We start from the raw sequence: 23596 nt of genomic DNA, 5'->3' as shown, positions 1-23596 counted from the left end.
ACGGAAAGGAACTGCCATGACCGACGTCACCCACCTGCCCGGCTCCGCGATGCACCACTGGCAGTGGCAGTCCCACGCGGCCTGCCGCGACCTGGGCTCGGCCCGCTTCTTCCACCCCGCCGGCGAGCGGGGCGAGGACCGCGAGGACCGCGACGAGGCGGCGAAGCGCGTATGCGCCTCCTGCCCGGTCCGCACGGCCTGCCTGGCCCACGCCCTGCGCACCCGGGAACCCTTCGGCGTCTGGGGCGGCCTGACGGAGGAGGAACGCCACACCCTCCTCACCGCCCCGGGCTCGCCCCGCCGCAGCGCGTACGCGCCGGTCAGGCAGGGGCGCCCGAGGTGAAGCGGCGCAGGAGGGGGGAGAGGACCAGGACGGACTTGGTGCGCTCCACGAAGGGCTCGCCCGCGATGCGTTCCAGGACCCGCTCGAAGTGGCGCATGTCGGAGGCGAAGACCTGGACGAGGGCGTCCGCGTCGCCGGTGACGGTCGACGCGGACACCACCTCGGGGTACCGCTCCAAACCTCGCCGGATGTCGTCCGGCGAGGTGTTGTGGCGACAGTAGATCTCAATGAAGCCCTCGGTCTCCCAGCCCATCGCGGCGGGGTCCACGCGGACCGTGAAGCCAGTGATGGCGCCCTCGGCGCGCAGCCGGTCCACGCGCCGCTTGACGGCGGGGGCGGAGAGCCCGACCTCGGAGCCGATGTCCGCGTAGGAGCGGCGGGCGTCCTCGGCGAGGGCGTGCACGATGCGTTCGTCGAGATCGTTCAGTCGCACTGCGGGTGGATCACTTCTCTGCTGTGGCCAGTCGGGAGCGGCGGATGCCGTACAGGAAGTAGACCACGAGGCCGACGGCCATCCAGCCACCGAAAGCGATCCACGTGGCGACCGGCAGGCTGTACATCATGTAGGCGCAGGCGAGGAAGCCGAGGATCGGCGTGACCGGGAAGAGCGCCACCTTGAAGGTGCGCGGCATGTCGGGCTTGGTGCGGCGCAGGATCACGACGGCGATGTTGACGAGGGCGAAGGCGAAGAGCGTGCCGATGCTGGTCGCGTTCGCGAGCTCACCCAGGGGGATGAAGGCCGCCAGCGCGCCGCAGAACAGGGAGACGATCACCACGTTGGCGCGCGGGACGCCGGTCTTCGCGTCGACCTTGGCGAACACCTTGGGGACGAGGCCGTCGCGGGACATCGCGAAGAGGATGCGGGTCTGGCCGTACAGGACGGCGAAGACGACGGAGAAGATGGCGATGACCGCGCCGGCCGCGAGGACGACGCCCCAGAAGCTGTCGCCGGTGACGTTGGTCATGATCTGCGCGAGCGCGGCCTCGGTGCCCTCGAAGTCCTGCCACGGCATGGCGCCGACGGCGACGAAGGCGACGAGGACGTACAGGACGGTGACGATGCCCAGCGAGAGCATGATCGCGCGGGGCAGGTCCTTCTTCGGGTTCTTGGCTTCCTCACCGGCGGTGGAGGCGGCGTCGAAGCCGATGTACGAGAAGAAGAGCGTGGAGGCGGCGGCGCTGATGCCGGTGACGCCGAGCGGGGCGAGCGGGGCGTAGTTGCCGGACTTGATGCCCATGACGCCGATGCCGATGAAGAGCAGCAGGGTGACGATCTTCACGCCGACCATGATCGAGTTGACCCGGGCGCTCTCCTTGGCGCCGCGCATCAGGAAGACCATGGAGAGCAGGACCACGACCAGCGAGGGCAGGTTGATCCAGCCTCCGTCGCCCAGCGGGGCGGCGGAGAGCTTCTCGGGGATGGTGATGCCTATGGTCCCGTCGAGCAGCTCGTTGAGGTACTGGCCCCAGCCGACGGCGACGGCCGCGACCGACACGGCGTACTCCAGGACCAGGCACCAGCCGCAGACCCAGGCGACGAACTCGCCCATGGTCGCGTAGGAGTACGAGTACGAGGAGCCGGAGACCGGTACGGAACCGGCCAGCTCGGCGTAGGACAGGGCCGAGAACAGGGCGGTCAGGCCCGCGATGATGAAGGAGATCGTGACGGCCGGGCCGGCCTTGGGGGCCGCCTCGCCGAGGACCACGAAGATGCCGGTGCCGAGCGTGGCGCCGATGCTGATCATCGTCAGCTGCCACATGGTGAGCGAGCGGCGCAGGGACCCGCCCTCGCCCTGGCCGCCCTCGGCGACGAGCTGCTCGACGGGCTTGCGGCGCAGCAGCGGGTGCGCGGGCTTGCGGGGCTCGGACGTGAGCGGTGGCGCCTGGCCGTGGTCGAGCACGAGGGGACTCCTTTTTCGCTGCGGGTGGGGATTGTCGGCGTCGACCGCAGCGGTCCGGAGCAGTCCCAAGGCAGGGCAGAGCCTGTCTGGGCATGGGGGGACCGCCGAGCAGGCGGTCCGCGCCACTCCACGTACAGCGAGTGAGCCTACGAGCTGAGGGATACCGCCCGTAATGCACCATCCTTGCACATTGGCGCACGATCGTTGCGCGGATCTGTCCCGGATGGTCCTTTGTTGCGTACGGATGATCGATCAGTGCGCGGGGGGCCATTTCGTCGTTCTTGACACTTCGTCAGATATCCCGCAGCGTGCCGCCATGGATCTGGACGTGCTCTACGAGATCGACGTGCCGAGGCCTTGGCACGGACCCCATCCGCACGGACAGCGGGCCGCCGAGCAGCGCGCCTACCGCGAGGCGGTCGAGCAGATCCGGCTCGCCGACCGGATGGGCTTCCGCACGGTCTGGGCGGTCGAGCACCACTTCCGCGAGGGACGCTCGCACTGCCCGGCCCCCGAGGTGCTCCTCGGGCACCTCGCCGGGCTCACCGAACGCATCCGGCTCGGCTTCGGGGTGACCCTGACCCCCTTCGGTTTCACCCCGCCCCAGCGGATCGCCGAGAAGGTGGCCACCGTGGACGTGCTCTCCGGGGGCCGGGTCGAGTGGGGCACCGGACGCTCCACGCCCATGGAGCAGACCGCCTTCGGCGTGGACCGGGAGAAGTCCCGGGACGACTGGCGCGAGGCCATCGGGATCGTGACCGGGATGTGGCGCGAGGAGTACTTCGAGTACGCCTCCGAGCGCTTCCGCTTCCCGCGCCGCATGGTCACCCCCAAGCCGGTGCAGGACCCGCACCCGCCCGCCTGGATGGCGGCCACCTCCGCCGGCTCGGCCGAGATCGCCGGGGAGAACGGCCTCGGGCTGCTCTCCTTCTCGATCATGCAGCCGCTGGAGGCGATGGCCCGGCAGGTGGCCGCGTACCGGGCCGCCGCCCGCACCCCGCGGCCGCTCACCGACGTCACGACGAACCGGGTCAGCGCCTACACCCTGGTCCACGCGACGGCGCCGCGCACCGAGCCGGGCGCCCACGTCTGGGACTCCGTGGCCTGGTGGTACTCCAACCTGGCACGCTTCACCCTCGACTGGGAGCTGCCCCACCTGACCCCCGAAGAGCGCGATCGGACCTTCCCGCTGCTCACCCCGATCCTCGAAGGGAACGTGCCCGTACGGGAGTTCAGCGACGGCGACATGATCCTGATCGGTGACGCGGAGGCGATCGTCGCCAAGGCCAAGCGGTACGCCGACCTCGGCGTGGACCAGCTGATCTGCTACGTCCAGTGGGGCTACCTGGAGCACCGGGAGATCCTGCGGACCCTGGAGATCCTGGGCAAGGAAGTCATCCCGGAGCTCGCCCGCTACCGGCCCCGGACGGCCGCCCCGTGAGCACCGAGCCCCTCGACACCTCCCTCGACGCCTCCCCCGTCCCCGACTACCCCGCCCTGCACCGGCTGGACGGCCGCGGCTTCGTCCTCCTCGGCGCCGGCAACGGCATCGGCCGCCAGAGTGCCCACGCCCTGGCCGCCGGGGGCGCCCGCGTGCTGTGCGCGGACGTGGACGCCGGGCGCGCCCGGGCCGTCGCCGCCGAGGTCGCCGGCGTCCCGTACGCCGTCGACGCCACCCGGCGCGAGGCCGTACGGGACCTCTTCGCCGATGCCCCGCGGCTGCTCGGCGGCCGCCCGGTCGGCGGTGTGGTGGACGTCATCGGCATGGCCCGGTACGCCGCGCTGCCCGAGATCGACGACGCCGGCTGGGACTGGCACTTCGACCTGGTGCTCCGGCACGCCTGGCTCGCCGTCCAGTACGGCGGCGAGGCCGTCGCGGCGGCCGGCGGCGGCCCCCTGGTCTTCGTCGCCTCCGTGTCGGGGCTCACGGCCGCCCCGCTGCACGCCGCGTACGGGGCCGCCAAGGCCGGGCTGATGTCTTTGGTGCGCTCCGCGGCGGTCGAACTGGGCCCGCGCGGGGTACGGGTCAACGCGGTGGCCCCGGGGGTCGTCTGGACCCCCAGGGTCGCCGCCCTGCTGGGCGACGAGGGCCGGCGGCGCAATGCGCGAAACGCCCCGCTGGGCCGTGTGGCCGAGACCTCGGACATCGCGTCCGCCCTGTATTTCCTCGCCTCGCCGCAAGCCTCGTACGTGACGGGGCAGACGCTGGTGGTGGATGGCGGGGTCGGCGTGAAGTTCCCGTACCCGACGATCGGAGGCGAACAGTGACCGCGCAGCCCCCCGGGCGAACAGAACCGGCCCACGAGAGCTCCGAAGCCGCCCCCGCCCCCTGGCTCGACCCGGTCCCCTTCCTGCGCGGCGTGGCCTGGCTGGACAGGGGCCGCCCGGTGCGCGCCGATCCGGCGGACACCATGCGGCTGCCCTGGGACACGGGCGAGCGGGCCACCCTGCCGATAGGCGTGCGGCTGGAGTTCACCGCGCAGGGCGCGCGGGCCGTGGAGATCCGCTACCGGGCCACCGTGCCCGGCCCCACCGACGCGCTGCGCGACGTGGCCCACGGGTTCGCGCTCTGGGACCGGCACGGGGTGGTCCGCGAGGTGTTCACCGAGCCGGCCGCGGAGGCCGTCGTACGCATCGAACTGCCCCGGTCGCACGGGCCGTTCACCGTACATCCGCCCGAGACGCAGTCCCCGCTGATCCTCGGCCTGCGCGGGATCGGCGGCGCCGTCGCCCCGGCGCCGCCCGCACGGCGCTGGGTGGTGCACGGCGACTCCATCACCGAGGGCTGGTGGTCGACCCGCCCCGCGCACGGCTGGCCCGCGGTCACCGGCCGGGCGCTCGGCTGGGACACCGTCAACCTCGGGTACGCGGGCGCCGCGCGGGGCGAGCTCGCCACCGCCGAGCAGCTCGCGGAACTTTCCGCCGACGTCCTCACGCTCGCCTTCGGCACCAACTGCTGGTCCCGGGTGCCGTTCTCGGCCCCCCTGCTGTACGAGACCACGCGCGTGTTCCTCGAACTGGTCCGCCAGGGCCACCCCCGGACCCCGATGCTGCTGGTCTCCCCCGTGCTGCGGCCCGACGCGGAGCGCACCCCGAACAAGCTGGGCGCCACCCTGGGGGCGTTGCGCGATGCGATGGAGCGCGCCACCAGGGACCGGATCGCCGCCGGGGACGACCGGCTCGCGCTGCTGGCCGGGCGGGACGTGCTGGGGCCCGAGCACCTGGCGGACGGGCTGCACCCGAACGACTCCGGACACCTGACACTCGGCCTCGCTGTGGCCACGGCCCTGCGGCGGGCCGGGTTCACCGCGGAGTGAGTGAAACACCCCACAGCGACCGGCTTGAACAGACCGGACCCCACGCGGCGTGTCCTGCACACAGTTGCCGCCGCTCCGCAGCCGGAGCGGCGGGCACCGCAGACACACGTGGGAGAGATCAAGATGGGCATGAAGCGCGGAACCACCCTCGCCGCCGTGGCAGTTGTCGTCGCCCTCACGTCGACGGCATGCGGCGGGGACGACGCGAAGTCGGCCGACTCGGTCAAGCCGGCCGGGGCCGCCGCCGCCCAGGACCCCGCCTCGGACGACGGCTACGGTTCGAGCGGCTACGGCGACGCGGGGGCCTCCGCCTCGGAGGCGAAGCCCGCCGGGCAGCTGGCCATCACCCCGAACGACCAGATCGGCTCCCTCCTCACCGACAGCGCCGGCCGCACGCTCTACCGCTTCGACAAGGACACCGCCAAGCCCCCGAAGTCGAACTGCGACGGGGACTGCGCGAAGACCTGGCCGGTGGTCGCGGCGGGCGACGTGACCGCCGCCGCCGGCATGGACCCGAGCCTGCTGGGCGAGGTGGTCCGCACCGACGGCACCAAGCAGCTGACGGTGGCGGGCTGGCCGATGTACCGGTTCGGCAAGGACGCCAAGGCCGGCGACACCAACGGCCAGGGCGTCGGCGGCACGTGGTTCGCGGCCGCGCCCGACGGCAAGAAGGCCGCGAAGGCGGCGGCCCCCGCCCCGGCGGCCGCCGGCCAGAGCGCGGGCGCCCTCACCGTGGCCAAGGACCCCAAGCTCGGCGACCACATCGTGGACGGCAACGGCATGACCGTCTACCGCTTCAAGCCGGACACCGCCTGGCCGATGGTGTCCAAGTGCGAGGGCGACTGCGTGGCCAAGTGGCCGGTGGTACCGCCCGTGGACCAGGCCAACGCCAAGGGCATCATCGAGAAGAACTACCTGGTCCTGGACCGCCCCGACGGCAAGAAGCAGCAGACCGTGAACTGCTGGCCGGTCTACACCTTCACCGGTGACAAGAAGGCGGGCGACACCAACGGGCAGGGCGTCGGCGGCACGTGGTACGCCGTGGCCCCCGACGGCAAGCTCATCACCGTCCAATAGTCCGGCCCGGACACTCGGCCACCTGACCGCGCGGCCCCCGCCCCGCCTCCCTCCCCCGGGGCGGGGGCCGCGCACCGTTTCCCCCGGACGGAGCGGAACCTAGACTCCGTCGCATGCTGCGCGCACTGGCCGTCGACGACGAGAAGCCGCTCCTCGAGGAGCTCCTCTACCTGCTGCGTTCCGACCCCCGCGTGCTCAGCGCCGAGGGTGCCTCGGACGCCACCGAGGCGCTGCGCCGGATCACCCGGGCGCTGGAGACCGGCCCGGACGGGGCCGACGGCATCGACGTGGTCTTCCTGGACATCCACATGGCCGGGCTGACCGGCCTGGACATCGCCCGGCTGCTCGCCGGGTTCGCGCAGCCGCCGCTCATCGTGTTCGTCACCGCCCACGAGGGGTTCGCGGTGCAGGCCTTCGACCTCAAGGCCATGGACTACGTGCTCAAGCCCGTCCGGCCGGAGCGGCTGGCCGAGGCCGTCCGGCGGGTCTGCGCGCAGCTCGGCCGGGCCGCCGAGGATCCGCCTGCGGCGGCGCCCGCACGGGGCCTGCCGGCGGGCGCGGCCCCGCGTACCGCGGTCGTCCCGCCCGCCCCGGTCCTCACGGTCCCCGCTCAGCCGGCCGCCGAGGTCCCGGAGCAGATCGCCGTCGAACTGGGCGGGGTCACCCGCTTCGTGCCCATCGCGGACATCGCGTACGTCGAGGCCCAGGGCGACTACGCCCGGCTGCACACCGACGAGGGCAGCCACCTGGTCCGCATCCCCCTGTCCACGCTCGAAGAGCGCTGGGCGGCGCGCGGATTCGTCCGGATCCACCGCCGCCACCTGGTCGCCCTCGGCCGGATCGACGAGCTGCGCCTCGACGCGGGCACCACCACCGTGCGAGTCGCCGCGGCTGAACTCCAGGTGAGCCGCAGGCACGCACGGGAACTGCGGGACCTGTTGATGCGCCAGGCGATGCGCTGAGCGCGGAGCCGCCGGGGCGGCGCTTCGACCGTCCGGCGAACCGGTGAGCCGTTCGTCGCACCGGGAGGGGCGTACGGCGACCCGGCGGAGCCGTCGGCCGCAGCGGTGGCGCAGCGGTCCGCCGCCGCGGGTGCCCCCGCGTATCGTGGATCTTCCGGCGCGGGAGGAGGCAATGCCTAGATGTCCGAGATCCAGGCGCTGCTCGACGCCCTGACCGGACTGCCCCGCACCCGGCCCGCCGGGCCCGCCGAGGCCGAGGCGCTGCTGGCCCGGCTGCGCAGTGCGGCCGCGCGCTGGGCCGACGTACTGGGCGAGGCCAATGACGGGGTCACGCAGCAGCTGCCGCCCCGGGCGCAGGCGGCGCTGACGCTGGCCTTCCGGCGCGCGGAGCAGTCGTACGTGGAGCTGGAGATCGCCCTGCGCGACTGTGAGGAGCACCGGGACCCGGCGCGCTGACTCCCGCGTGAGGATGCGGGGATGGCGCCGGATCACGCCTGTTGCCCGGTCAGGGGCCGTGCATAGACTCCGGTCACCCCCGCCCCCAGCCGAAGGACCGACCGGTGAACCAGACGTACGCGCTGACCGCGGTCACCGTGGTCGTGCTGGTCACGGTGCTGGTCGGCGCGCTGGGGCTGCGGATATCCCGGACCACCTCCGACTTCTACGTGGCCTCGCGGACGGTCGGGCCCCGCCTCAACGCGGCGGCCATCAGCGGGGAGTACCTCTCCGCAGCCTCCTTCCTCGGGGTCGCGGGCCTGGTGCTGCTCCAGGGGCCCGAGATGCTCTGGTACCCGGTCGGCTACACCGCGGGGTACCTGGTGCTGCTGGTGCTGGTGGCGGCCCCGCTGCGGCGCTCGGGGGCGTACACGCTGCCCGATTTCGCCGAGGCCCGGCTGGAGTCGCAGGCGGTGCGGCGCATCGCGGTGCTGTTCGTGCTCGGGGTCGGCTGGCTGTACCTGCTGCCGCAGTTGCAGGGCGCGGGGCTGACCCTGGAGATCCTGACGGGGGCACCGCACTGGGTGGGCGGGGTGGTCGTCGCGTGCGTGGTGACGGCGGCGGTCGCGGCGGGCGGGATGCGGAGCGTCACCTTCGTGCAGGCCTTCCAGTACTGGCTGAAGCTCACCGCCCTGCTGGTCCCGGCGTTCTTCCTGCTGGCGGCCTGGGCCGGGGACGGGGCGCCGCGGGTCTCCTTCGACGCCCCGGCGGTCTTCCGCGAGCACACCGCCGTCACGCTCTCGGAGGACGTACGGCTCTCCCTGGACACCCCGCTGACGGTGACGGTGACCGGCCGGGTGGACGGGCGCACGTTCGAGGCCGCCCCGCTGACCCTCGGCGCCGGGCAGCATTCGGTACGGGCGCACGCGCGGCTGGAGTTCGCCCCGGACACGCCCGTACCGGGCACCCGGACGCAGGGCGCGCCGGGCGGTTCCAGCTGGTCGGAGTCGCTGTCCGGGGACCGGCCGGAGCTGCGGCTGTACGCGACGTACGGGCTGATCCTGGCCACCTTCCTCGGCACCATGGGGCTGCCGCACGTGGCCGTGCGCTTCTACACCAGCCCCAACGGGCGGGCCGCGCGGCGCACCACGCTGGTGGTGCTCGGGCTGGTCGGCGTCTTCTACCTGCTGCCGCCGGTGTACGGGGCGCTCGGCCGGATCTACGCCCCCGAGCTGGCCCTGACCGGGGACGCGGACGCGGCCGTGCTGGTGCTGCCGGAGCGGCTGGTGGGCGGGGTGGGCGGGGAGCTGCTGGGGGCGGTGCTGGCCGGGGGCGCGTTCGCGGCGTTCCTGTCGACGGCCTCGGGGCTGACCATGGCGGTGGCCGGGGTGCTCCACCAGGACGTGCTGCGGGCGCGCGGGGTGCGCAGTTTCCGGGTCGCGGTGCTGGTGGCGATCCTGGTGCCGCTGGGAGGCAGTGTCGCGGCGACGGACGTGCCGGTGGCGGATGCGGTGGGGCTGGCCTTCGCGGTGTCGGCGTCCTCGTTCTGTCCGCTGCTGGTGCTGGGGATCTGGTGGCGCGGGCTGACCCCGCCCGGGGCGGTGGCCGGGCTGGTGACGGGTGGCGGGGCGGCGCTGAGTGCGGTGCTGGTGACGCGGGCCGGGCTGGTGCCGGCGGGGTGGGTCAACACGCTGCTGGCGTGGCCGGCGGTGTGGTCGGTGCCGCTGGGCTTCCTGACGATGGTGCTGGTGTCGCTGGCCACCCGGGCTCGGATCCCGGCCGGGACGGCGGGGACTCTGGCCCGGCTGCACCTGCCGGAGGACGTGACGGCGGGGGCCGGTTCCGGCGTCGGCATCGGCATCGGCATCGGCTTCGCGGGCACGGGCGCTGACGCGGGCGGTGCTCCATGACCGGAACGGTGCTCTCGCTGCTGGCGCCGGCGGGCGCCGCCCTGCTGCTGGGCCTCGGCTGGGCGGGCGGCCGGTGGCACGCCCGCCGCGGCGAACGGGCCGTCGGCCTCGACCTCGGCACCCCGGTGGAACGGGCCACCTTCCACACCCTGCACACCGCGTCCCTCGCCGCGCCCCCGCTGCGGGCGGGCCTGACCGAGGACGCCGCCCGCAAGGCCGCCAAACGGCTGCGCTCGCTGCTCGGCACCGAGGCGCTGTGCCTCACCGACCGCGAGGCGGTGCTGGCCTGGGACGGGCCGGGCGCCGACCACCACCAGCGGCGGGCCATGGCCGGAGTGGCGGTGATGCTGGAGTCGGGCCGCAGCCAGAGCCTGCGGACCGAGTGCGAGCGGCCCCACTGCCCGCTGAAGTGGGCGGTGGTGGCCCCGCTGACCGGCGAGGACGGGATGCTGGGCGCACTGGTGGCCTACGGCTCCCGGGAGTCGGCGGTGCTGGCGCGGGCCGCCACCGAGCTCGCCCGCTGGGTCTCCGTGCAGCTGGAGCTCTCCGAGCTGGACCGCTCGCGGACCCGGCTCATGGAGGCGGAGATCAAGGCGCTGCGGGCGCAGATCTCCCCGCACTTCATCTTCAACTCCCTCGCGGCCATCGCCTCGTTCGTGCGCACCGACCCGGAGCGGGCGCGGGACCTGCTGCTGGAGTTCGCGGACTTCACCCGCTACTCCTTCCGGCGGCACGGTGACTTCACCACGCTGGCCGAGGAGTTGCGCTCCATCGAGCAGTACCTGGCGCTGGCCGGAGCCCGGTTCGGGGACCGGCTGAAGCTGACCTTGCAGGTGGCTCCGGAGGTGCTGCCGGTGGCCCTGCCGTTCCTGTGCCTCCAGCCCCTGGTGGAGAACGCGGTCAAGCACGGACTGGAGGACTCCACCGAGGAGTGCCGCATCACGATCGCCGCCCGGGACGCGGGAGCGGAGGCGCTGATCACCATCGAGGACAACGGCGTCGGGATGGACCCGGCCCTGCTGCGCCGGATCCTGGCCGGGGAGCGGGCGGGCTCCTCCTCCGGCATCGGCCTGCCCAATGTGGACGAGCGGCTGCGCCAGGTGTACGGGGACGACTCCGGGCTCGTCATCGAAACGGGTGTCGGAGCCGGCATGAAGATCACGGTGCGGATTCCCAAATACCGTGCGGGAGTGCACAGTTCCACGCCCGAGGGACGGCTCCCCCGGCACTGAACGACCGGAGGGATGGGCGACGTGCGGGGCGGACGAGAACCCTTCCGGGGCTCCGCCCCGGGAACGCACGTGGCCCCCGGCCGTCCACCTGGGACGGTCGGGGGCCACGGGGAAAGCGACTAGCTCCAGCTGGCGTGCAGCGGCTTGCCCTCGGCGTAACCGGCGGCGGACTGGATGCCGACGACCGACTTCTCCTCGAACTCCGCGAGCGAGCCCGCGCCCGCGTAGGTGCACGAGGACCGGACGCCCGCGATGATCGAGTCGATCAGGTCCTCGACGCCCGGACGCGCCGGGTCGAGGAACATCCGCGAGGTGGAGATGCCCTCCTCGAACAGCGCCTTGCGGGCGCGGTCGTAGGCGGACTCCTCCGAGGTGCGGTTGCGCACGGCACGCGCCGAGGCCATGCCGAAGGACTCCTTGTACAAGCGCCCGTCGGCGGACTGCTGCAGGTCGCCCGGGGACTCGTACGTACCGGCGAACCAGGAGCCGATCATGACGTTCGACGCACCGGCGGCCAGCGCCATCGCCACGTCGCGCGGGTGGCGGACGCCGCCGTCGGCCCACACGTGCTTGCCGTACTTCTTCGCCTCCGCCGCGCACTCCAGCACCGCGGAGAACTGCGGGCGGCCCACGCCGGTCATCATGCGGGTGGTGCACATGGCGCCGGGGCCCACACCGACCTTGATGATGTCGGCGCCGGCGTCGATGAGGTCCTTGACGCCCTCGGCGGCGACGATGTTGCCGGCCACGATCGGGACCCGCGGGTCGAGCGCGCGGACGGCCTTGATCGCGGTGATCATCGATTCCTGGTGGCCGTGCGCGGTGTCGATGACGAGCGTGTCCACGCCCGCGTCGAGCAGCTGCTTGGCCTTGGCCACGAAGTCGCCGTTGATGCCGACGGCCGCCGCGATGCGCAGCTTGCCGTTGGCGTCGGTGGCCGGGGTGTACAGGGTCGCGCGCAGCGCACCCTTGCGGGTGAGGATGCCGACGAGCCTGCCGTCCTTGTCGACGGCCGGGGCCAGCTTGCGGTGGCCGGCGTCGAGCTTGTTGAAGGCCTCGCGGGGGTCGATGTCGGCGTCGATGAGCAGCAGCTCCTTCGACATGACCTCGGAGAGCTGGGTGAAGCGGTCCACGCCGGTCAGGTCGTGGTCGGTGACGACGCCGACCGGGCGGCCCTCGCCGTCGACGACGATGCCGGCGCCGTGGGCACGCTTGGGCAGCAGGGACAGCGCGTCGGCGACCGTCTGGGTGGGCGCCAGCGTGATCGGGGTGTCGAGCACGAGGTGGCGGGTCTTCACCCAGGAGATGACGTCGGTGACGATCTCGATCGGGATGTCCTGCGGGATGACGACGATGCCGCCGCGGCGGGCGACCGTCTCGGCCATCCGGCGGCCTGCGATGGCGGTCATGTTGGCCACGACCAGCGGAATGGTGGTGCCGGTGCCGTCGGGCGAGGAAAGGTCGACGCCCTGGCGGGAACCGACCGCGGAGCGGCTCGGCACCATGAACACATCGTCGTACGTCAGGTCGTACGGCGGCTTCAGGTCATTGAGGAAACGCACGTGCTGAACATCCCAGTCGATCGAAGGATCCTGTTAGTGGCTGACAGGGCAGCCGAGGAAACGCACGTACTTCATTCTCCCATGGCCCGGGGTTTACGCCGCCCGGGCCGATCGTCCAGGACATACCGGGCCGGGTGGTTCTTTCCTACGGGACCTTGGTCCTTTCCGGGATGGCGCAGCCGCGCCCGCGCGAGCGGACCCACCCCTTGCGCCCGCAGCCGGGCACCCGGCGGCCGATTCCGCGGCCAGGTGCCGGTGGGGCCAGTCCACGATCACCTCGTCGGCGCCGGGGAAGCGGGCCCTGCCCGTGCGCCCGGCCAGCGGCAGCGCCCGCACCTGCCCGGCGGCGGCCCGGTCCAGCTCCGCGCCCCCGCCCGGGCCGGCGAGGGAGCCGAGCGCGCGGCGTCGCCGGCGTCCACGGCGAGCGAGGCCCCGGTGTCCGCGCGGCGCGCTGCCGCTGACGGCCACCACCGTGGCCGGCGCGTAGTCCCGCCCGGCGGCGCACCACGCGCGTAGTTCCGCGGCGATGTCGAGCATCAGCGGATGTACTCGCGGCGCACGGTCGGCCCGTGTGTGAGCGGTCGCGGCGGCAGTACCGGGGGTGTGGCGGCGCGGCCGGCCGGGCGGCTGGCCACGGGGCGCGCCGGGCCGGGGCAGGCCTCGGGGAGTCGGCCGCCGGCGCCCAGCAGGGTCGCGGCGTGGGCGACGCTGGCGAGGGTGGCGTGGTGGTGCCAGCCCCGGAAGGAGCGGCCCTCGAAGTCCCGGATGCCGACGGGTTCGCAGACGTCGGTGAAGTCGAGGGAGACCCGGTCGGTGAGCTTGGCCAGCAGGAAGAGCTGCGCCAGCGGCCGGTCCCCGATGTTGGTGATCCAGAACTCGGAGGGCAGCAGGGCCGCTTCGGTCCACGCGCCCACCAGCAGCAGTGGGGTGGGGGGCGCGGGCGCGAACCGGTCCTCGCCGGGGGCGGCGGTGAAGATCGAGGCCGAGGTCAGCAGGGTCACGGCTCCCTCGGTGCGGCCGTGCCGGGTCCATTCCACGACGCGCCGCGGGGAGCGCAGGGAGTCGATGAGCTCGCGGGCCGGCGCGACGTGCGGCCCGGGTTTGTGGCGGCCGGCGCCGCCGAAGGAGACGGGCAGCGAGCCGTCCACCTTGAAGACGAAGGGGATGTCCTGGAGGGCGAAGGACTCGACGCACTGCGGGAGTTCGGGGTTGGAGACCTCCATCACCACGGGCCGGCGCTTGAGTTGCCAGGTCGCGGCCATCCGCTGGACGGCGTGTACGGCGTCCTGGGCGGGAGTGAGGGAGCGGGCGGTGTCGGGTATGCCGGCCCGCCGGCGGCGCAGGAGTTCGCTGGTCCACGGTCCGGGGAGGGTCAGGGTCCATTCGACGGGGAAGCCGGCTTCGCTGGACGCGAGCCAGATCCCGCTGGCTTGCTGGCAGTTGGCGGTGCGGCCGAGCTGGGGGACGAACTGCCGGCCGACGCCGACCGAGCGGTCACCGGCCTTCTCGATGACCATGGGCTGGACGACCCAGGCCAGCGGGCCCTGGGCGGTGCGTTCCAGGTGCTGGGCGAGGGAGCGGCGCACGGGGGTCCAGTCCCACGGGGATTTGCTGATGAACTGCTGGAGGCTCTGCTCGACGGAACTGGCCCCTGTTCCGGCGATGTTACGGATTGTCTTCTTGCCGGTGGTCCGCACGAGGCCGTTCAGATATACGCGGGCCCAGTTTCGCTGGTCCCGTCGGGGTAAGGAATCGAAGAGAAGTGAGATCAGTACGTCGATCAATTCGGAGATTCCCTTGGTGGATTCCTCCGGCAGAGCTACGCGAGCCATCTCGGCCTCCCCCGCGACCAGCTAGATCCATTACCCTACTTGACCGCGCAGAACGGCCGTATGGCCGAGCGGCTACTTCCTGAGGTCGCTGGCAGTTTCGAGCCGCTCCTCATCTACCACGAAGGGGATGGGGATCTGGTTCGCCGCGTAGTAGAGGGCAATCAGGAAGTGTGCGACGAGAGCGAGCGGGGCGGAGAAGAAGGACAGGACGACGGTCAAGGGGTAGGCGACGGCGCCCAGGCCGCATCGCATCCGCGTCGCACGGGCCCCGTCCTCGTCCACGGTTTCGTGGAAAAAGTGGCCGAATCATCGTTCCCGGAGATTCAGGAACAACAGCGGTCGGTCGACCCGTTGGAGATGAGATCGTGTGGTGATTCACCCACATGACGCCGATGATCAGGAAACTCACGACGTATGCCGCGTAGTGCGGCCATTGTTCCCGCAGTCCGTTCCAGAGCTCGCCCCCCTGACCTTCCGGAACCTTTAATTCCAGGACCAGGATCGTGATCACGATGGCGAATACGCCGTCGCTGAACGCCTCGATCCGGTTCGTTTCCTGCTCCACGGCCTCCCCTTCACCCCTGCGCTCGCGCCCTCGCGGGTGCCCGGGGGGCGCTGCCCGACCCTCCCCACACACGCTACCCAGATCTCGGGCCTCAGCCGCCGAAGCCGGCGGTCCGGCGCCAGATCCGGCCATCACGGACGACGAGTGTCCCGAACGCGTGCTCCGGTTCGCCGTTCAGATTCATGATCGCCCGGTAGAAGGCGTCGTGGAGCGCGTCGCTTCGGGCGTGGGCGAAGACGTGGGCGCGATGGCGGTGCCGCTGATCCACCGCTACCGCTCGATGGGCTGAGAGCGAACGCGGACGCGAACCGCTTGCGATCAAGTCCGCAACCGATGCAACGTTGATTACATGATTACATCCGAGCGGAACGAGCAGCAGAGCGAGCAGCTTCGCGAGTGGTTCGCGGACCGCCTGCCGGTGGACGTCTACGAGTCCCTGACCGAGGTGGCCCTCGACCGCGAGGAGATCACGGTCGTCGGCACCATCCCGGCGACCGAGTCGGTCAAGGAGTTCCGCGAGCGCACGCGGGAACAGCGCATCGAGGTCGCGCGCGAGGCGGAGGACCTCTACCGCCGCAAGGTCGCCTGGGCCGTGCAGTCGGGCGAGGAGCGGACCGTCTTCACCCACCTCGCGGTCCCGGTGATGACCCGCCTGCGCCAGCCCGAGCGCCAGGTCCTCGACACCCTGGTCGCCGCAGGCGTGGCACGCAGCCGAGCCGACGCCCTGGCCTGGTGCGTCCGCCTCGTCGCGCGCAACACGGACGAGTGGCTCACGGAGCTCCGGGACTCCCTGGCCAAGGTGCAGCAGGTCCGCGCGGAGGGCCCCGATGTCACAGACTCCAGGAAGTCTGGGTCATGAGGACGAAAGCGCCCCGCCCCCGCGCATGATCACGAAAGGGTTGGCGGCGACCCACACCCGTCCCAGGGAGAGGCACGCACCATGACCACGACCGTCGAATACATCCGCTACCGGATCGCATTGGACGACCAGCCGGCCTTCGAGGAGTCGTACCGGAAGGCCGCCGAGGCCCTGGCCGCCTCACCCGAGTGCATCGACTACGAACTGGCCCGCTGCGAGGAGGAGAAGGAGCGCTACGTCCTGCGCATCCGCTGGACCTCCGTCGACGCCCACCTCAACGGATTCCGCAGGGGCGAGCACTTCCCGGCGTTCTTCAGCGCGATCCGTCCGTACGTGACGGCCATCGAGGAGATGCAGCACTACCTCGTCACCGCGGTGGCCGGCCCGGGAAAGGCTGCCGAACAGTCATGAGCGACAGCACCACACCCACCATCTACGAGTGGATGGGCGGGACGGAGGCGATGAACCGCCTCACCGACGCCTTCTACGCCCACGCCCTGCGGGACGAGATCCTGGCACCGGTCTTCGCGGGCATGGACGCGGAGCACCCCCGGCACGTTTCGGTCTGGCTGTCGGAGGTCTTCGGCGGCCCGGCGCAGTACACGGCCCACCACGGCGGCCACCAGCACATGGCCACCAAGCACCTGGGCCGCGGCATCACCGAGGAGCAGCGCCGCCGCTGGGTGGACCTGCTGATGGACACGGCCGACGAGGTCGGCCTGCCGTCGGACCCGGAGTTCCGCGCGGTGTTCGCGTACTACATCGAGTGGGGCACCCGTATGGCGCTGATCTACTCGGGCCCCAACCCGCCCCCGGTCGACGCGGCCGAAATCCCCGTCTGGTCCTGGGGGCAAACCCCGCCCTGGATCCCGAAGAGCTGACCGTCCCGGCGTGTGAGGCGCGGGACCCGGGGCCCGGCCCCGGCGGACGACCCGCGCCTCAGCGCCCGGCGGTCGGCTTGCGTCGCGGCGGCTCGGGCCGCGGCGGCTCGGCCACCAGCACGGTCAGGCCGGGGCCGTCACCCTCGCGCCAGAAGTCCACGGCCTCCTCCAGGACCTCCCGCAGGGTGCCCCAGTCGTCCGGCCGCGCGGCGGCGAAGGCCCGCCACGAGGTCACGACCAGCAAGCGCCCCGGCGGATCCGCGTCCGGCAGCCACGACAGATCGCGCAGCGCGTCCGCCAGCGCATCCCAGTTCCCCCCGAAGTACTCCGGCACCCGCAGCGCGTCCCCGCACCGCCGCATCAGCCCGGTCTTGCTCCGAACGCCGTCCAGGTCCAGCCGGAACGTCGTCCACCCCGCCTCCTCGGCGGCGGCAAGGGCAGGGGTCAGCGGCTGCGGATCCAGCGTCATCGGAGAACCGCCTCGAAGGTCTTGTAGTGGTCGTCCGTGTAGAAGAACTCCCCACCCTCACCGGTCACGATCCGCCGTGCCCCGCGGTCCCGCTCCCCCGGCGTCTTCACCGTGAACTCGTGGTAGTAGCCGCGCTTCTGCTTGGGCAGGACCTTCTCGAAGTTCCCGAAGACCGTCCCGTCCTGCCGGTACGCGTACGGCCCGCCCTTGTCGATCAGCGCCAGGACGTCCCGGGCCTGCTGCGGCAGCTCGGCAGCCCGTACGGTCGCCATCCCCTTCGCCCACCCGGGCATCGGCGGGACGGCACCCGCCGAACCGGCGCCGGTACTGGCGGCGGACGCCGGACTCTTCGCACCGCATCCCACCGCACCCACCAGCGCCGCACAGAGGAACACGGCCCCCAGCAAACGCAGCAACGATCGGGGCACGTTCCGAAAGATCATGCACCGATCGTGCCAAATATCCGATTCGCTCGCGAATCGCGTAACGCCCGCACCGGCCGAGGCCTCAGAGCGCGGCCATCTTGGTGTAGGGACTCAGGACTCGTTTCTGGACCGAACCGAAGTCAACGAGGACAGCGATCCCCTCCTCGATACCGACGACACGGCCGAGACCGTGTTCATCGTGAGTAACCCGGTCGCCCACGCTGAACTGCCGTACCGGCGGTTCCACGGGGGCCTTGAACGGGCTGGACGGCAAATGGCGGCGAGGTACTGCTGACTTTGTCATTGGAACCAGTATGCGCCCCAGAGGCCGCCGCACGGTCCGCCGTTCGGATCTCAATTACGGCACCATCCGCATCAGCGAACACCGCGGAGCCGTGTTTGGACGCCATTCGTCCGAAGAATCCGAACAATCACTCGTCGGGGTCGGCCCGCTCCAGCGCCGGCCGCAGCCCGGGCTGCGACTCGGTCAGCAGGTAGTCGGCGACGGCCGTATCCGTGACCAGGCTGGTCACCAGCCCCGACCGCAGCACCGCCCCGATCGCGGAAGCCTTCCGCAGCCCGCCGGCGATGGCCACCACCTCGGGGATCCGGCGCAGCCGGTCCGCCTCCACGGTGATGCACCGCTCGCCGAGGTCCCGGCCCACCCGGCGGCCCTCTGCGTCAAACAGGTGAGCCGACATCTCGGCCGCCACACCGAGGGAGGCGTAGTGCGCCCGCTCCTCGTCGGTCAGCATGTCGTGGACGGTGGAGATGCCCGGCTCCCAGGAGCCGATCGACACCGCCGCGACCGTGACCTTGTCGAAGTACTCGAAGGCCCGCGCGATCCCCGTCTGGCCCCGCAGCGCGGCCGCGGTGGCCGGATCGGGCAGCAGCATCGGCGCGTAGATCGGGTGCGCGTCGCCGCCCGAGACCTGCGCGGCCCTGCGCACGGCCTCCACGGAGCCGCGCTCGGCGGTGCCCGCGTCGTACACCCCGGTCAGCTGGACCACGGTGCACGGAGGCAGCCGGTGCAGGGAGGCGGCCATGTGGATGGTCGATCGGCCCCACGCCAGGCCGAGCACGTCGCCCTCGTTGACCAGCTCGCCGAGGAGGTCGGCGGCGACCGCGCCCAGGTTCTCCGGGTCCGGCGCGTCCTCGGTGGCATCGGCCGGGGACTCGACCACCACCGCGTGCCGCAGCCCGTACCGGGCGCGGAGCGCGTCCGAGCGCTCCGCGTCGAGCTCGGCGGGCACCCGGATCTCGATCCGCACGAGGTCGCGCTCCAGGGCCGTCTCGAGGACCCGGGCCACCTTGAAGCGGCTCACGCCGAACTCCTCGGCGATCTGGATCTTGGACTTGCCCTCCAGGTAGAAGCGGCGCGCCATGGCCGCCGCCTGCACCAGCTCCGCGGGTCCCATCCGCAGGGCTGACCGTCCCGCCGACATTGCAGACACCGCGTTCTCCTCACTGCTGTTCACACTCTCGACTCGCCGTTCATCCTGTCAGATCCGACGACCGTTGATCAGCCTGGACAGCTACCGTTCACCGAGCTGTTCACCAACGCTCCGCTCAGTGGTCGCAAGCCCAGGGCGCCGCGGCGATCGCGGCGCCCGCCTGCTCACGGAGCGTGCGTACGGCAGCCGACGGATCGACCGCTCCGTAGACCGCGCTGCCCGCGACGAAGACGTCCGCGCCGGCCTCGGCGCAGCGTTCGATGGTCGAGGCCGAGACCCCGCCGTCGACCTGGACCCACACCTCAAGACCGTGCTTGGCGATCAGCTCCCGGGTCCGGCGGATCTTGGGGAGCATGATGTCGAGAAAGGGCTGGCCGCCGAAGCCCGGCTCGACCGTCATGATCAGCACCATGTCGAGCTCGGGCAGGATGTCCTCGTACTGCTCGATCGGCGTCGCGGGCTTGAGCGCCATGGACGCCCGGGCCCCCTTGGCCCGGATCTCCCGCGCGAGGCGCACGGGCGCGGCCGCGGCCTCGGCGTGGAAGGTGACGGAGCCCGCGCCGGCCTCGACGTACTGGGGGGCCCAGCGGTCGGGGTCCGCGATCATCAGGTGCAGGTCCAGCGGGATGTCCGTCGCGCGGCTCAGCGACTCGACGATCGGCACACCGAGGGTGAGGTTCGGGACGAAATGGTTGTCCATCACGTCGACGTGCAGCCAGTCGGCCCCCTCGACGGCCTTCGCCTCCTCGGCGAGTCGGGCGAAGTCGGCGGACAAGATGCTGGGATTGATCTGAACGGCCATGCCCCAAGCGTGCCATGCCGTCGGCGGGTTCCGGCCACTACCCCGGAAGTCGCCGAAACCGAAGCGATCCGGCGCGCGCAGGAGCCTCCCGGACCCCTCCGCACCCCCGGGGCACACGGGCTTGGGGCCCCGGAACCTACCCCGTCCGCCGGATCAGAGCCAGGTACATCGCGTCGGTGCCGTGCAGGTGCGGCCACAGCTGGACGTCCGGGCCGTCGCCCAGGGCCGGTACGCCGCTCATGTACGGGCGGGCGTCGACCAGTTCCGCGGCGACGGGGGTCGCGCCCGCGCCGCGGCCCTTCAGGACGTCCTCCACCACCACGCGGGTCTCCGCCAGGTGCGGCGAGCACGTCGCGTAGCCCACGACACCGCCCACCCGGACCGCGGAGAGGGCCTCCCGCAGCAGTGCCCGCTGGAGCGGCCCGAAGCTCTCCAGGTCCTCCGGGCGACGGCGCCAGCGCGCCTCGGGCCGGCGGCGCAGCGCGCCCAGGCCGGTGCACGGAACGTCCATCAGCACCCGGTCGAAGGACCCCGGCAGCCACGGCGGGCGGGTGCCGTCGGCCGTGATGACCTGGTACGGCCCCGGGTTCCCGGCGAGCGCCCGCTCGACCAGGCGCGCCCGGTGCGGCTGCTTCTCCGAGGCCAGCAGGAACGCCCCGCGCTGCGCGGCCAGCGCCGCCAGCAGCGCGGCCTTGCCGCCCGGGCCCGCACAGCCGTCGAGCCAGAGGCCGTCGCGGCCCTCGACCGGCACCTGGGCCAGGGCCATCGCCACGAGCTGGCTGCCCTCGTCCTGGACCCCGGCGCGACCCTCGCGGACCGCCTCCAGCGCGCCCGGCTCGCCGCCCTCGGACATCCGGACGGCGTACGGGGACCAGCGGCCCGGCAGCGCCGAGTCCTCGCCCACCGCTTCCAGCAGCTCCTGCGCCGTGGACCGGCCCGGCCGCGCCACCAGCGTGACCTCGGGCCGCTCGTTGTCGGCCTCCAGCAGGTCCTCGATGCCGGCGCGCCCGCCGCCGAGCGAGTCCCACAGGGCGCTGACCACCCAGCGGGGGTGCGAGTGGTAGATCGCGAGGTGTTCCTCGGCGTCGTCCTCGTAGGGCGGGGCGACCTTCTCCAGCCACCCCTCCAGGTCGTGCGCGGCGATCTTGCGCAGGACGGCGTTCACGAACTTCGCGCGCCCGTCCCCGAGCACCACGCGGGCCAGCTCCACGCTCGCGGAGACCGCCGCGTGGGTGGGGATCCGGGTGCCGAGCAGCTGGTGCGCGCCGAGCGAGAGCACGTCCAGCACCGGCGGGTCGACCTCGCGCAGCGGCCGGTCGATGCAGGCCTTGATGACCGCGTCGTACGTCCCCTGGCGGCGCAGCGTCCCGTACACCAGCTCGGTGGCCAGCGCCGCGTCCCGCGCCTGGAAGTTCTCGTCCTGGCGGGCCTTGCGCAGCAGCGGCGGCAGCACGAGGTTGGCGTACGCGTCGCGCTCGCCCACCGCCCGCAGCGCCTCGAAGGCCAGCATGCGGACGGGGTCCTTCTGGGGACGCCGGTACGGCTTGGCCTGCTTGCCGGACGGCGTGCCGCCCCCGCCGGCGGCGGGTCGGCGACGAGGCTGACGAGGCTGTTCGCTCACGTGAAAGGTGCTCCGGGGTTACGAGTTGCGAGGTACGAGGTACGAGGTGCTACGGGTGTCTCGGGGCGCACACCGCGAGAAGTACGGCTCGGTTCAGCCTACGTCGGCCCCGCCGAGCCGCTCGCCGGGAGCGATGCGCACCCCGCGGGCCCAGTCGGCGCCCTTCATCGGCTTCTTGCCCTGGGGCTGCACCCAGAGGAGCTCGACGGCGTGCGATCCGGTGCCGACGTAAAGGTTGTTCTTGGCGGGGGCCAGCACGCCGGGTTCGAGGTCCGTGCGGTCGCTCACCAGTCCCAGCGAGATCAGCTTGAGCCGCTCGCCGCGGAAGACCGTCCAGGCGCCGGGCGCAGGCGTGCAGCCGCGCACCACGCGGTCCGCGCGCATCGCCGGGGCCTTCCAGTCGATCCGGGCGTCCTCGACGGTGATCTTCGGGGCGAGCGAGATCCCGTCGGTGGGCTGCGGGACGGCGTGCAGGGTGCCGTCCTCGATGCCGTCCAGGGTCGCGGACAGCAGTCCGGAGCCGGCGAAGGCGAGCCGGGTCAGCAGGTCGCCGCTGGTGTCGGTGGGCCGGACCTCCTCGGTCAGGACCCCGTAGACCGGGCCGGAGTCGAGGCCCTCCTCGATCTGGAAGGTGGCGGCTCCGGTGACCTGGTCCCCCGCCATGATCGAGTGCTGCACGGGCGCGGCCCCTCGCCAGGCGGGCAGCAGCGAGAAGTGCAGGTTGACCCACCCGTGGCGGGGGATCTCCAGGGCGCTCTTGGGGAGCAGCGCACCGTACGCGACGACCGGGCAGCAGTCGGGGTCGATCTCGCGCAGTCGGGCCTGGAAGTCCGGGTCGCGGGGCCGGGCGGGCTTGAGGACCTCGATCCCGGCTTCCTCGGCGCGCTGGGCGACGGGGCTGGCGACGAGGTGGCGGCCGCGGCCGGCCTGTGCGTCGGGACGGGTGACGACGGCGGCGACCTCGTGACGCCCGGAGGCGATCAGGGCGTCCAGGGCGGGTACGGCGACCTCGGGGGTGCCTGCGAAGACGAGCTTCACCGGTGTCTACCTCGCTATCTCGGCTGTCAGCAGCGCACCAGTCTATGGTCTGTCCGCCGGGCGGCCCACCTGCGGTCACGCCGCCGCCGGGGCGGGGCCGCGCACGAGCCGTAAGGGGGCGTACGCACCCACACGCGCCCCTCGCATATGCCGACACGCCCCCACAGCGTGACCTGGGCGCCGGGTGACGCGTTGGTCAAGAGAGATTGACCGAAACGGGCCGCGTTTGAACGGTGTCTGCGGCCCTATCCGCTCTTCAGCACCGGTTCGAGAGGCTTCTTCATGGCCGACCACGCCACCCACGACGCCCAAGCACGGGCCAGCCTGCACCTCCTGGTGCGGGACATCGAGCGGGTTCGCCGCCAGGTGGATGCTCTGCGTACGCTCACCGCCCAGCTCGGCAACGTGTACCGCCCGCGCCGCTCAGGTCCCTCCACGGGCTTCGTCGTCTACGGCCGGGCGCCCGCGCCCACCGTCCGCCTCGCGCAGGAGCTGCGGGACAGCGTCGAGACGCTGGTCACCGCCGCGGTGGACTTCGACCGCTCGCTCGGCTTCTCGTGGGACGCGGTCGGCTCGGCGCTCGGCGTCACCAAGCAGGCCGTGCACCGGCGCTACGGTGCCCGGCGCGCGCAGAGCGCCGAGTCCGCCGAGCGCGAGCAGCAGCCGGCCGAGGGCACGACGACCCGGACGCTGGGCCCGCTGCCCACCGTCCCGGCGGCCCGCTCGGTCCCGCCGCAGCCGCTGCGCGAGGAATCCCAGGCGGCGGCCGCGGGCGCGTCCCGCTCCGCCGCCTTGCCTGGCCCCCGCAACGGCTGACCCGTCCCCCGCCGCCGGGACGCCGACCCCCGACGGCCCCCGCCCCACCCCGCCCCCGGCGGAGCGCCCCCCAGGCCGCCCCACCGGGGGCGTTC

At 72.5% G+C, this 23596-nt stretch carries 26 protein-coding genes and 1 pseudogene; 14 read left to right on the top strand and 13 right to left on the bottom strand.

Going from position 1 to position 23596, the window contains the following annotated elements:
• Window positions 1–16 precede the first annotated feature (16 nt).
• Window positions 17–343 (top strand): WhiB family transcriptional regulator, encoded by a 327-nt coding sequence (locus ACFWB8_RS11935; RefSeq protein WP_385224849.1) that lies wholly within the window; start codon window positions 17–19, stop codon window positions 341–343.
• Here the strand turns inward: ACFWB8_RS11935 and ACFWB8_RS11930 are convergent.
• The gene (locus ACFWB8_RS11930; protein ID WP_007262967.1) at window positions 321–776 is read right to left on the bottom strand and encodes an Lrp/AsnC family transcriptional regulator; all 456 of its coding nucleotides are present in this window, start codon (window positions 774–776) and stop codon (window positions 321–323) included. The genes ACFWB8_RS11935 and ACFWB8_RS11930 overlap by 23 nt on opposite strands.
• A gap of 10 nt (window positions 777–786) precedes the next feature.
• Window positions 787–2244, bottom strand: coding sequence for an amino acid permease (locus tag ACFWB8_RS11925; protein ID WP_385224847.1), 1458 nt, complete (start codon window positions 2242–2244; stop codon window positions 787–789).
• Window positions 2245–2560: 316 nt separating this feature from the next.
• Between ACFWB8_RS11925 and ACFWB8_RS11920 the strand changes: the two genes are divergently transcribed.
• The 8 genes from ACFWB8_RS11920 to ACFWB8_RS11885 all read left to right on the top strand — a co-directional run bounded on the left by ACFWB8_RS11920 (window position 2561) and on the right by ACFWB8_RS11885 (window position 11177).
• The gene (locus ACFWB8_RS11920; RefSeq protein WP_385224845.1) at window positions 2561–3685 is read left to right on the top strand and encodes an LLM class flavin-dependent oxidoreductase; all 1125 of its coding nucleotides are present in this window, start codon (window positions 2561–2563) and stop codon (window positions 3683–3685) included.
• Window positions 3682–4512: an SDR family NAD(P)-dependent oxidoreductase gene (locus ACFWB8_RS11915; protein ID WP_385224843.1), complete on the top strand. Its 831-nt coding sequence runs from the start codon at window positions 3682–3684 to the stop codon at window positions 4510–4512. Before ACFWB8_RS11920 ends, ACFWB8_RS11915 begins: the two co-directional genes overlap by 4 nt.
• An 83-nt stretch (window positions 4513–4595) precedes the next feature.
• On the top strand, window positions 4596–5561 hold the full coding sequence (locus tag ACFWB8_RS11910) for a GDSL-type esterase/lipase family protein (protein ID WP_385224919.1): 966 nt from the start codon (window positions 4596–4598) through the stop codon (window positions 5559–5561).
• Window positions 5562–5684: 123 nt separating this feature from the next.
• Window positions 5685–6638, top strand: a complete 954-nt coding sequence (locus ACFWB8_RS11905; RefSeq protein WP_385224841.1) for an SCO0930 family lipoprotein — start codon at window positions 5685–5687, stop codon at window positions 6636–6638.
• A gap of 113 nt (window positions 6639–6751) precedes the next feature.
• Window positions 6752–7600, top strand: coding sequence for a LytR/AlgR family response regulator transcription factor (locus tag ACFWB8_RS11900; protein ID WP_385224839.1), 849 nt, complete (start codon window positions 6752–6754; stop codon window positions 7598–7600).
• Between the two features lie 180 nt (window positions 7601–7780).
• Complete coding sequence (locus ACFWB8_RS11895; protein ID WP_385224837.1) at window positions 7781–8056, top strand: hypothetical protein; 276 nt, start codon at window positions 7781–7783, stop codon at window positions 8054–8056.
• Between the two features lie 104 nt (window positions 8057–8160).
• Window positions 8161–9945: a cation acetate symporter gene (locus tag ACFWB8_RS11890; protein WP_385224835.1), complete on the top strand. Its 1785-nt coding sequence runs from the start codon at window positions 8161–8163 to the stop codon at window positions 9943–9945.
• Window positions 9942–11177, top strand: coding sequence for a histidine kinase (locus ACFWB8_RS11885; RefSeq protein WP_385224833.1), 1236 nt, complete (start codon window positions 9942–9944; stop codon window positions 11175–11177). Before ACFWB8_RS11890 ends, ACFWB8_RS11885 begins: the two co-directional genes overlap by 4 nt.
• Window positions 11178–11296: 119 nt before the next feature.
• Here the strand turns inward: ACFWB8_RS11885 and ACFWB8_RS11880 are convergent, their stop codons facing one another.
• Entirely contained in the window at window positions 11297–12739 is a 1443-nt protein-coding gene (locus ACFWB8_RS11880) for a GuaB1 family IMP dehydrogenase-related protein (protein ID WP_385224831.1), read from the bottom strand.
• A 536-nt stretch (window positions 12740–13275) separates the two neighbouring features.
• Window positions 13276–14571: an IS701 family transposase gene (locus ACFWB8_RS11875; protein ID WP_385224829.1), complete on the bottom strand. Its 1296-nt coding sequence runs from the start codon at window positions 14569–14571 to the stop codon at window positions 13276–13278.
• A 39-nt stretch (window positions 14572–14610) separates the two neighbouring features.
• Here ACFWB8_RS11875 and ACFWB8_RS11870 point away from each other — a divergent pair, with 39 nt between their 5' ends.
• Window positions 14611–14958: a hypothetical protein gene (locus ACFWB8_RS11870; protein ID WP_385224923.1), complete on the top strand. Its 348-nt coding sequence runs from the start codon at window positions 14611–14613 to the stop codon at window positions 14956–14958.
• A gap of 28 nt (window positions 14959–14986) precedes the next feature.
• Here ACFWB8_RS11870 and ACFWB8_RS11865 read toward each other — a convergent pair.
• Window positions 14987–15268 (bottom strand): annotated as a pseudogene (locus ACFWB8_RS11865) (TMEM175 family protein); the annotation flags it as partial.
• Window positions 15228–15404 carry a hypothetical protein gene (locus ACFWB8_RS11860; RefSeq protein WP_385224827.1) on the bottom strand — a complete coding sequence of 59 codons (177 nt, stop codon included), beginning with the start codon at window positions 15402–15404 and terminating at the stop codon, window positions 15228–15230. The gene ACFWB8_RS11860 and the pseudogene ACFWB8_RS11865, both read right to left, overlap by 41 nt.
• A gap of 81 nt (window positions 15405–15485) precedes the next feature.
• Between ACFWB8_RS11860 and ACFWB8_RS11855 the strand changes: the two genes are divergently transcribed.
• The 3 genes from ACFWB8_RS11855 (at window position 15486) to ACFWB8_RS11845 (ending at window position 16876) form a co-directional block, all read left to right on the top strand.
• The gene (locus tag ACFWB8_RS11855; protein ID WP_385224825.1) at window positions 15486–15995 is read left to right on the top strand and encodes a hypothetical protein; all 510 of its coding nucleotides are present in this window, start codon (window positions 15486–15488) and stop codon (window positions 15993–15995) included.
• Between the two features lie 81 nt (window positions 15996–16076).
• Window positions 16077–16406 carry a putative quinol monooxygenase gene (locus tag ACFWB8_RS11850; protein ID WP_385224823.1) on the top strand — a complete coding sequence of 110 codons (330 nt, stop codon included), beginning with the start codon at window positions 16077–16079 and terminating at the stop codon, window positions 16404–16406.
• A complete protein-coding gene (locus ACFWB8_RS11845) occupies window positions 16403–16876 on the top strand; it encodes a group II truncated hemoglobin (protein ID WP_385224821.1) in 474 nt (157 codons plus the stop codon). The genes ACFWB8_RS11850 and ACFWB8_RS11845 overlap by 4 nt, the downstream gene beginning before the upstream one ends.
• 58 nt (window positions 16877–16934) lie before the next feature.
• Here ACFWB8_RS11845 and ACFWB8_RS11840 read toward each other — a convergent pair whose 3' ends face one another.
• From ACFWB8_RS11840 to fmt, 7 genes are all read right to left on the bottom strand, one after another.
• Window positions 16935–17345: a barstar family protein gene (locus ACFWB8_RS11840; RefSeq protein ID WP_385224819.1), complete on the bottom strand. Its 411-nt coding sequence runs from the start codon at window positions 17343–17345 to the stop codon at window positions 16935–16937.
• The gene (locus tag ACFWB8_RS11835; protein WP_385224817.1) at window positions 17342–17788 is read right to left on the bottom strand and encodes a ribonuclease domain-containing protein; all 447 of its coding nucleotides are present in this window, start codon (window positions 17786–17788) and stop codon (window positions 17342–17344) included. The genes ACFWB8_RS11840 and ACFWB8_RS11835 overlap by 4 nt, the downstream gene beginning before the upstream one ends.
• A gap of 64 nt (window positions 17789–17852) precedes the next feature.
• Window positions 17853–18074: a CarD family transcriptional regulator gene (locus tag ACFWB8_RS11830; RefSeq protein ID WP_365918320.1), complete on the bottom strand. Its 222-nt coding sequence runs from the start codon at window positions 18072–18074 to the stop codon at window positions 17853–17855.
• 127 nt (window positions 18075–18201) lie between these two features.
• Window positions 18202–19215 (bottom strand): sugar-binding transcriptional regulator, encoded by a 1014-nt coding sequence (locus ACFWB8_RS11825; protein ID WP_385224917.1) that lies wholly within the window; start codon window positions 19213–19215, stop codon window positions 18202–18204.
• A 124-nt stretch (window positions 19216–19339) separates the two neighbouring features.
• Entirely contained in the window at window positions 19340–20026 is a 687-nt protein-coding gene (gene rpe / locus ACFWB8_RS11820; protein WP_385224815.1) for a ribulose-phosphate 3-epimerase, read from the bottom strand.
• 136 nt (window positions 20027–20162) lie between these two features.
• On the bottom strand, window positions 20163–21647 hold the full coding sequence (locus ACFWB8_RS11815) for an RsmB/NOP family class I SAM-dependent RNA methyltransferase (protein ID WP_385224813.1): 1485 nt from the start codon (window positions 21645–21647) through the stop codon (window positions 20163–20165).
• 93 nt (window positions 21648–21740) lie between these two features.
• Entirely contained in the window at window positions 21741–22685 is a 945-nt protein-coding gene (fmt, locus tag ACFWB8_RS11810) for a methionyl-tRNA formyltransferase (RefSeq protein WP_385224811.1), read from the bottom strand.
• A gap of 282 nt (window positions 22686–22967) precedes the next feature.
• On the opposite strand from fmt, the gene ACFWB8_RS11805 reads away from it, so the two are divergent.
• Complete coding sequence (locus tag ACFWB8_RS11805) at window positions 22968–23501, top strand: hypothetical protein (protein WP_385224809.1); 534 nt, start codon at window positions 22968–22970, stop codon at window positions 23499–23501.
• The last annotated feature ends 95 nt before the right edge of the window (window positions 23502–23596 follow it).

It is taken from the genome of Streptomyces sp. NPDC060031 (genome assembly GCF_042736805.1).
Classification (GTDB): Bacteria; Actinomycetota; Actinomycetes; order Streptomycetales; family Streptomycetaceae; genus Streptomyces.
The sequence above is the reverse complement of the archived record's forward strand: the minus strand, read 5'-3'. Positions and strand labels throughout refer to the sequence as shown.

What these genes read in the sequence shown, in the direction of transcription:
- ACFWB8_RS11935 (WP_385224849.1), top strand. Translation starts at nt 17, where the DNA reads ATGACCGACGTCACCCACCTGCCCGGCTCCGCGATGCACCACTGGCAG.
- ACFWB8_RS11920 (WP_385224845.1), top strand. Translation starts at nt 2,561, where the DNA reads ATGGATCTGGACGTGCTCTACGAGATCGACGTGCCGAGGCCTTGGCAC.
- ACFWB8_RS11905 (WP_385224841.1), top strand. Translation starts at nt 5,685, where the DNA reads ATGGGCATGAAGCGCGGAACCACCCTCGCCGCCGTGGCAGTTGTCGTC.
- ACFWB8_RS11900 (WP_385224839.1), top strand. Translation starts at nt 6,752, where the DNA reads ATGCTGCGCGCACTGGCCGTCGACGACGAGAAGCCGCTCCTCGAGGAG.
- ACFWB8_RS11895 (WP_385224837.1), top strand. Translation starts at nt 7,781, where the DNA reads ATGTCCGAGATCCAGGCGCTGCTCGACGCCCTGACCGGACTGCCCCGC.
- ACFWB8_RS11885 (WP_385224833.1), top strand. Translation starts at nt 9,942, where the DNA reads ATGACCGGAACGGTGCTCTCGCTGCTGGCGCCGGCGGGCGCCGCCCTG.
- ACFWB8_RS11875 (WP_385224829.1), bottom strand. Translation starts at nt 14,571, where the DNA reads ATGGCTCGCGTAGCTCTGCCGGAGGAATCCACCAAGGGAATCTCCGAA.
- ACFWB8_RS11855 (WP_385224825.1), top strand. Translation starts at nt 15,486, where the DNA reads ATGATTACATCCGAGCGGAACGAGCAGCAGAGCGAGCAGCTTCGCGAG.
- ACFWB8_RS11850 (WP_385224823.1), top strand. Translation starts at nt 16,077, where the DNA reads ATGACCACGACCGTCGAATACATCCGCTACCGGATCGCATTGGACGAC.
- ACFWB8_RS11845 (WP_385224821.1), top strand. Translation starts at nt 16,403, where the DNA reads ATGAGCGACAGCACCACACCCACCATCTACGAGTGGATGGGCGGGACG.
- ACFWB8_RS11840 (WP_385224819.1), bottom strand. Translation starts at nt 17,345, where the DNA reads ATGACGCTGGATCCGCAGCCGCTGACCCCTGCCCTTGCCGCCGCCGAG.
- ACFWB8_RS11835 (WP_385224817.1), bottom strand. Translation starts at nt 17,788, where the DNA reads ATGATCTTTCGGAACGTGCCCCGATCGTTGCTGCGTTTGCTGGGGGCC.
- ACFWB8_RS11830 (WP_365918320.1), bottom strand. Translation starts at nt 18,074, where the DNA reads ATGACAAAGTCAGCAGTACCTCGCCGCCATTTGCCGTCCAGCCCGTTC.
- ACFWB8_RS11825 (WP_385224917.1), bottom strand. Translation starts at nt 19,215, where the DNA reads ATGTCGGCGGGACGGTCAGCCCTGCGGATGGGACCCGCGGAGCTGGTG.
- rpe (WP_385224815.1), bottom strand. Translation starts at nt 20,026, where the DNA reads ATGGCCGTTCAGATCAATCCCAGCATCTTGTCCGCCGACTTCGCCCGA.
- ACFWB8_RS11805 (WP_385224809.1), top strand. Translation starts at nt 22,968, where the DNA reads ATGGCCGACCACGCCACCCACGACGCCCAAGCACGGGCCAGCCTGCAC.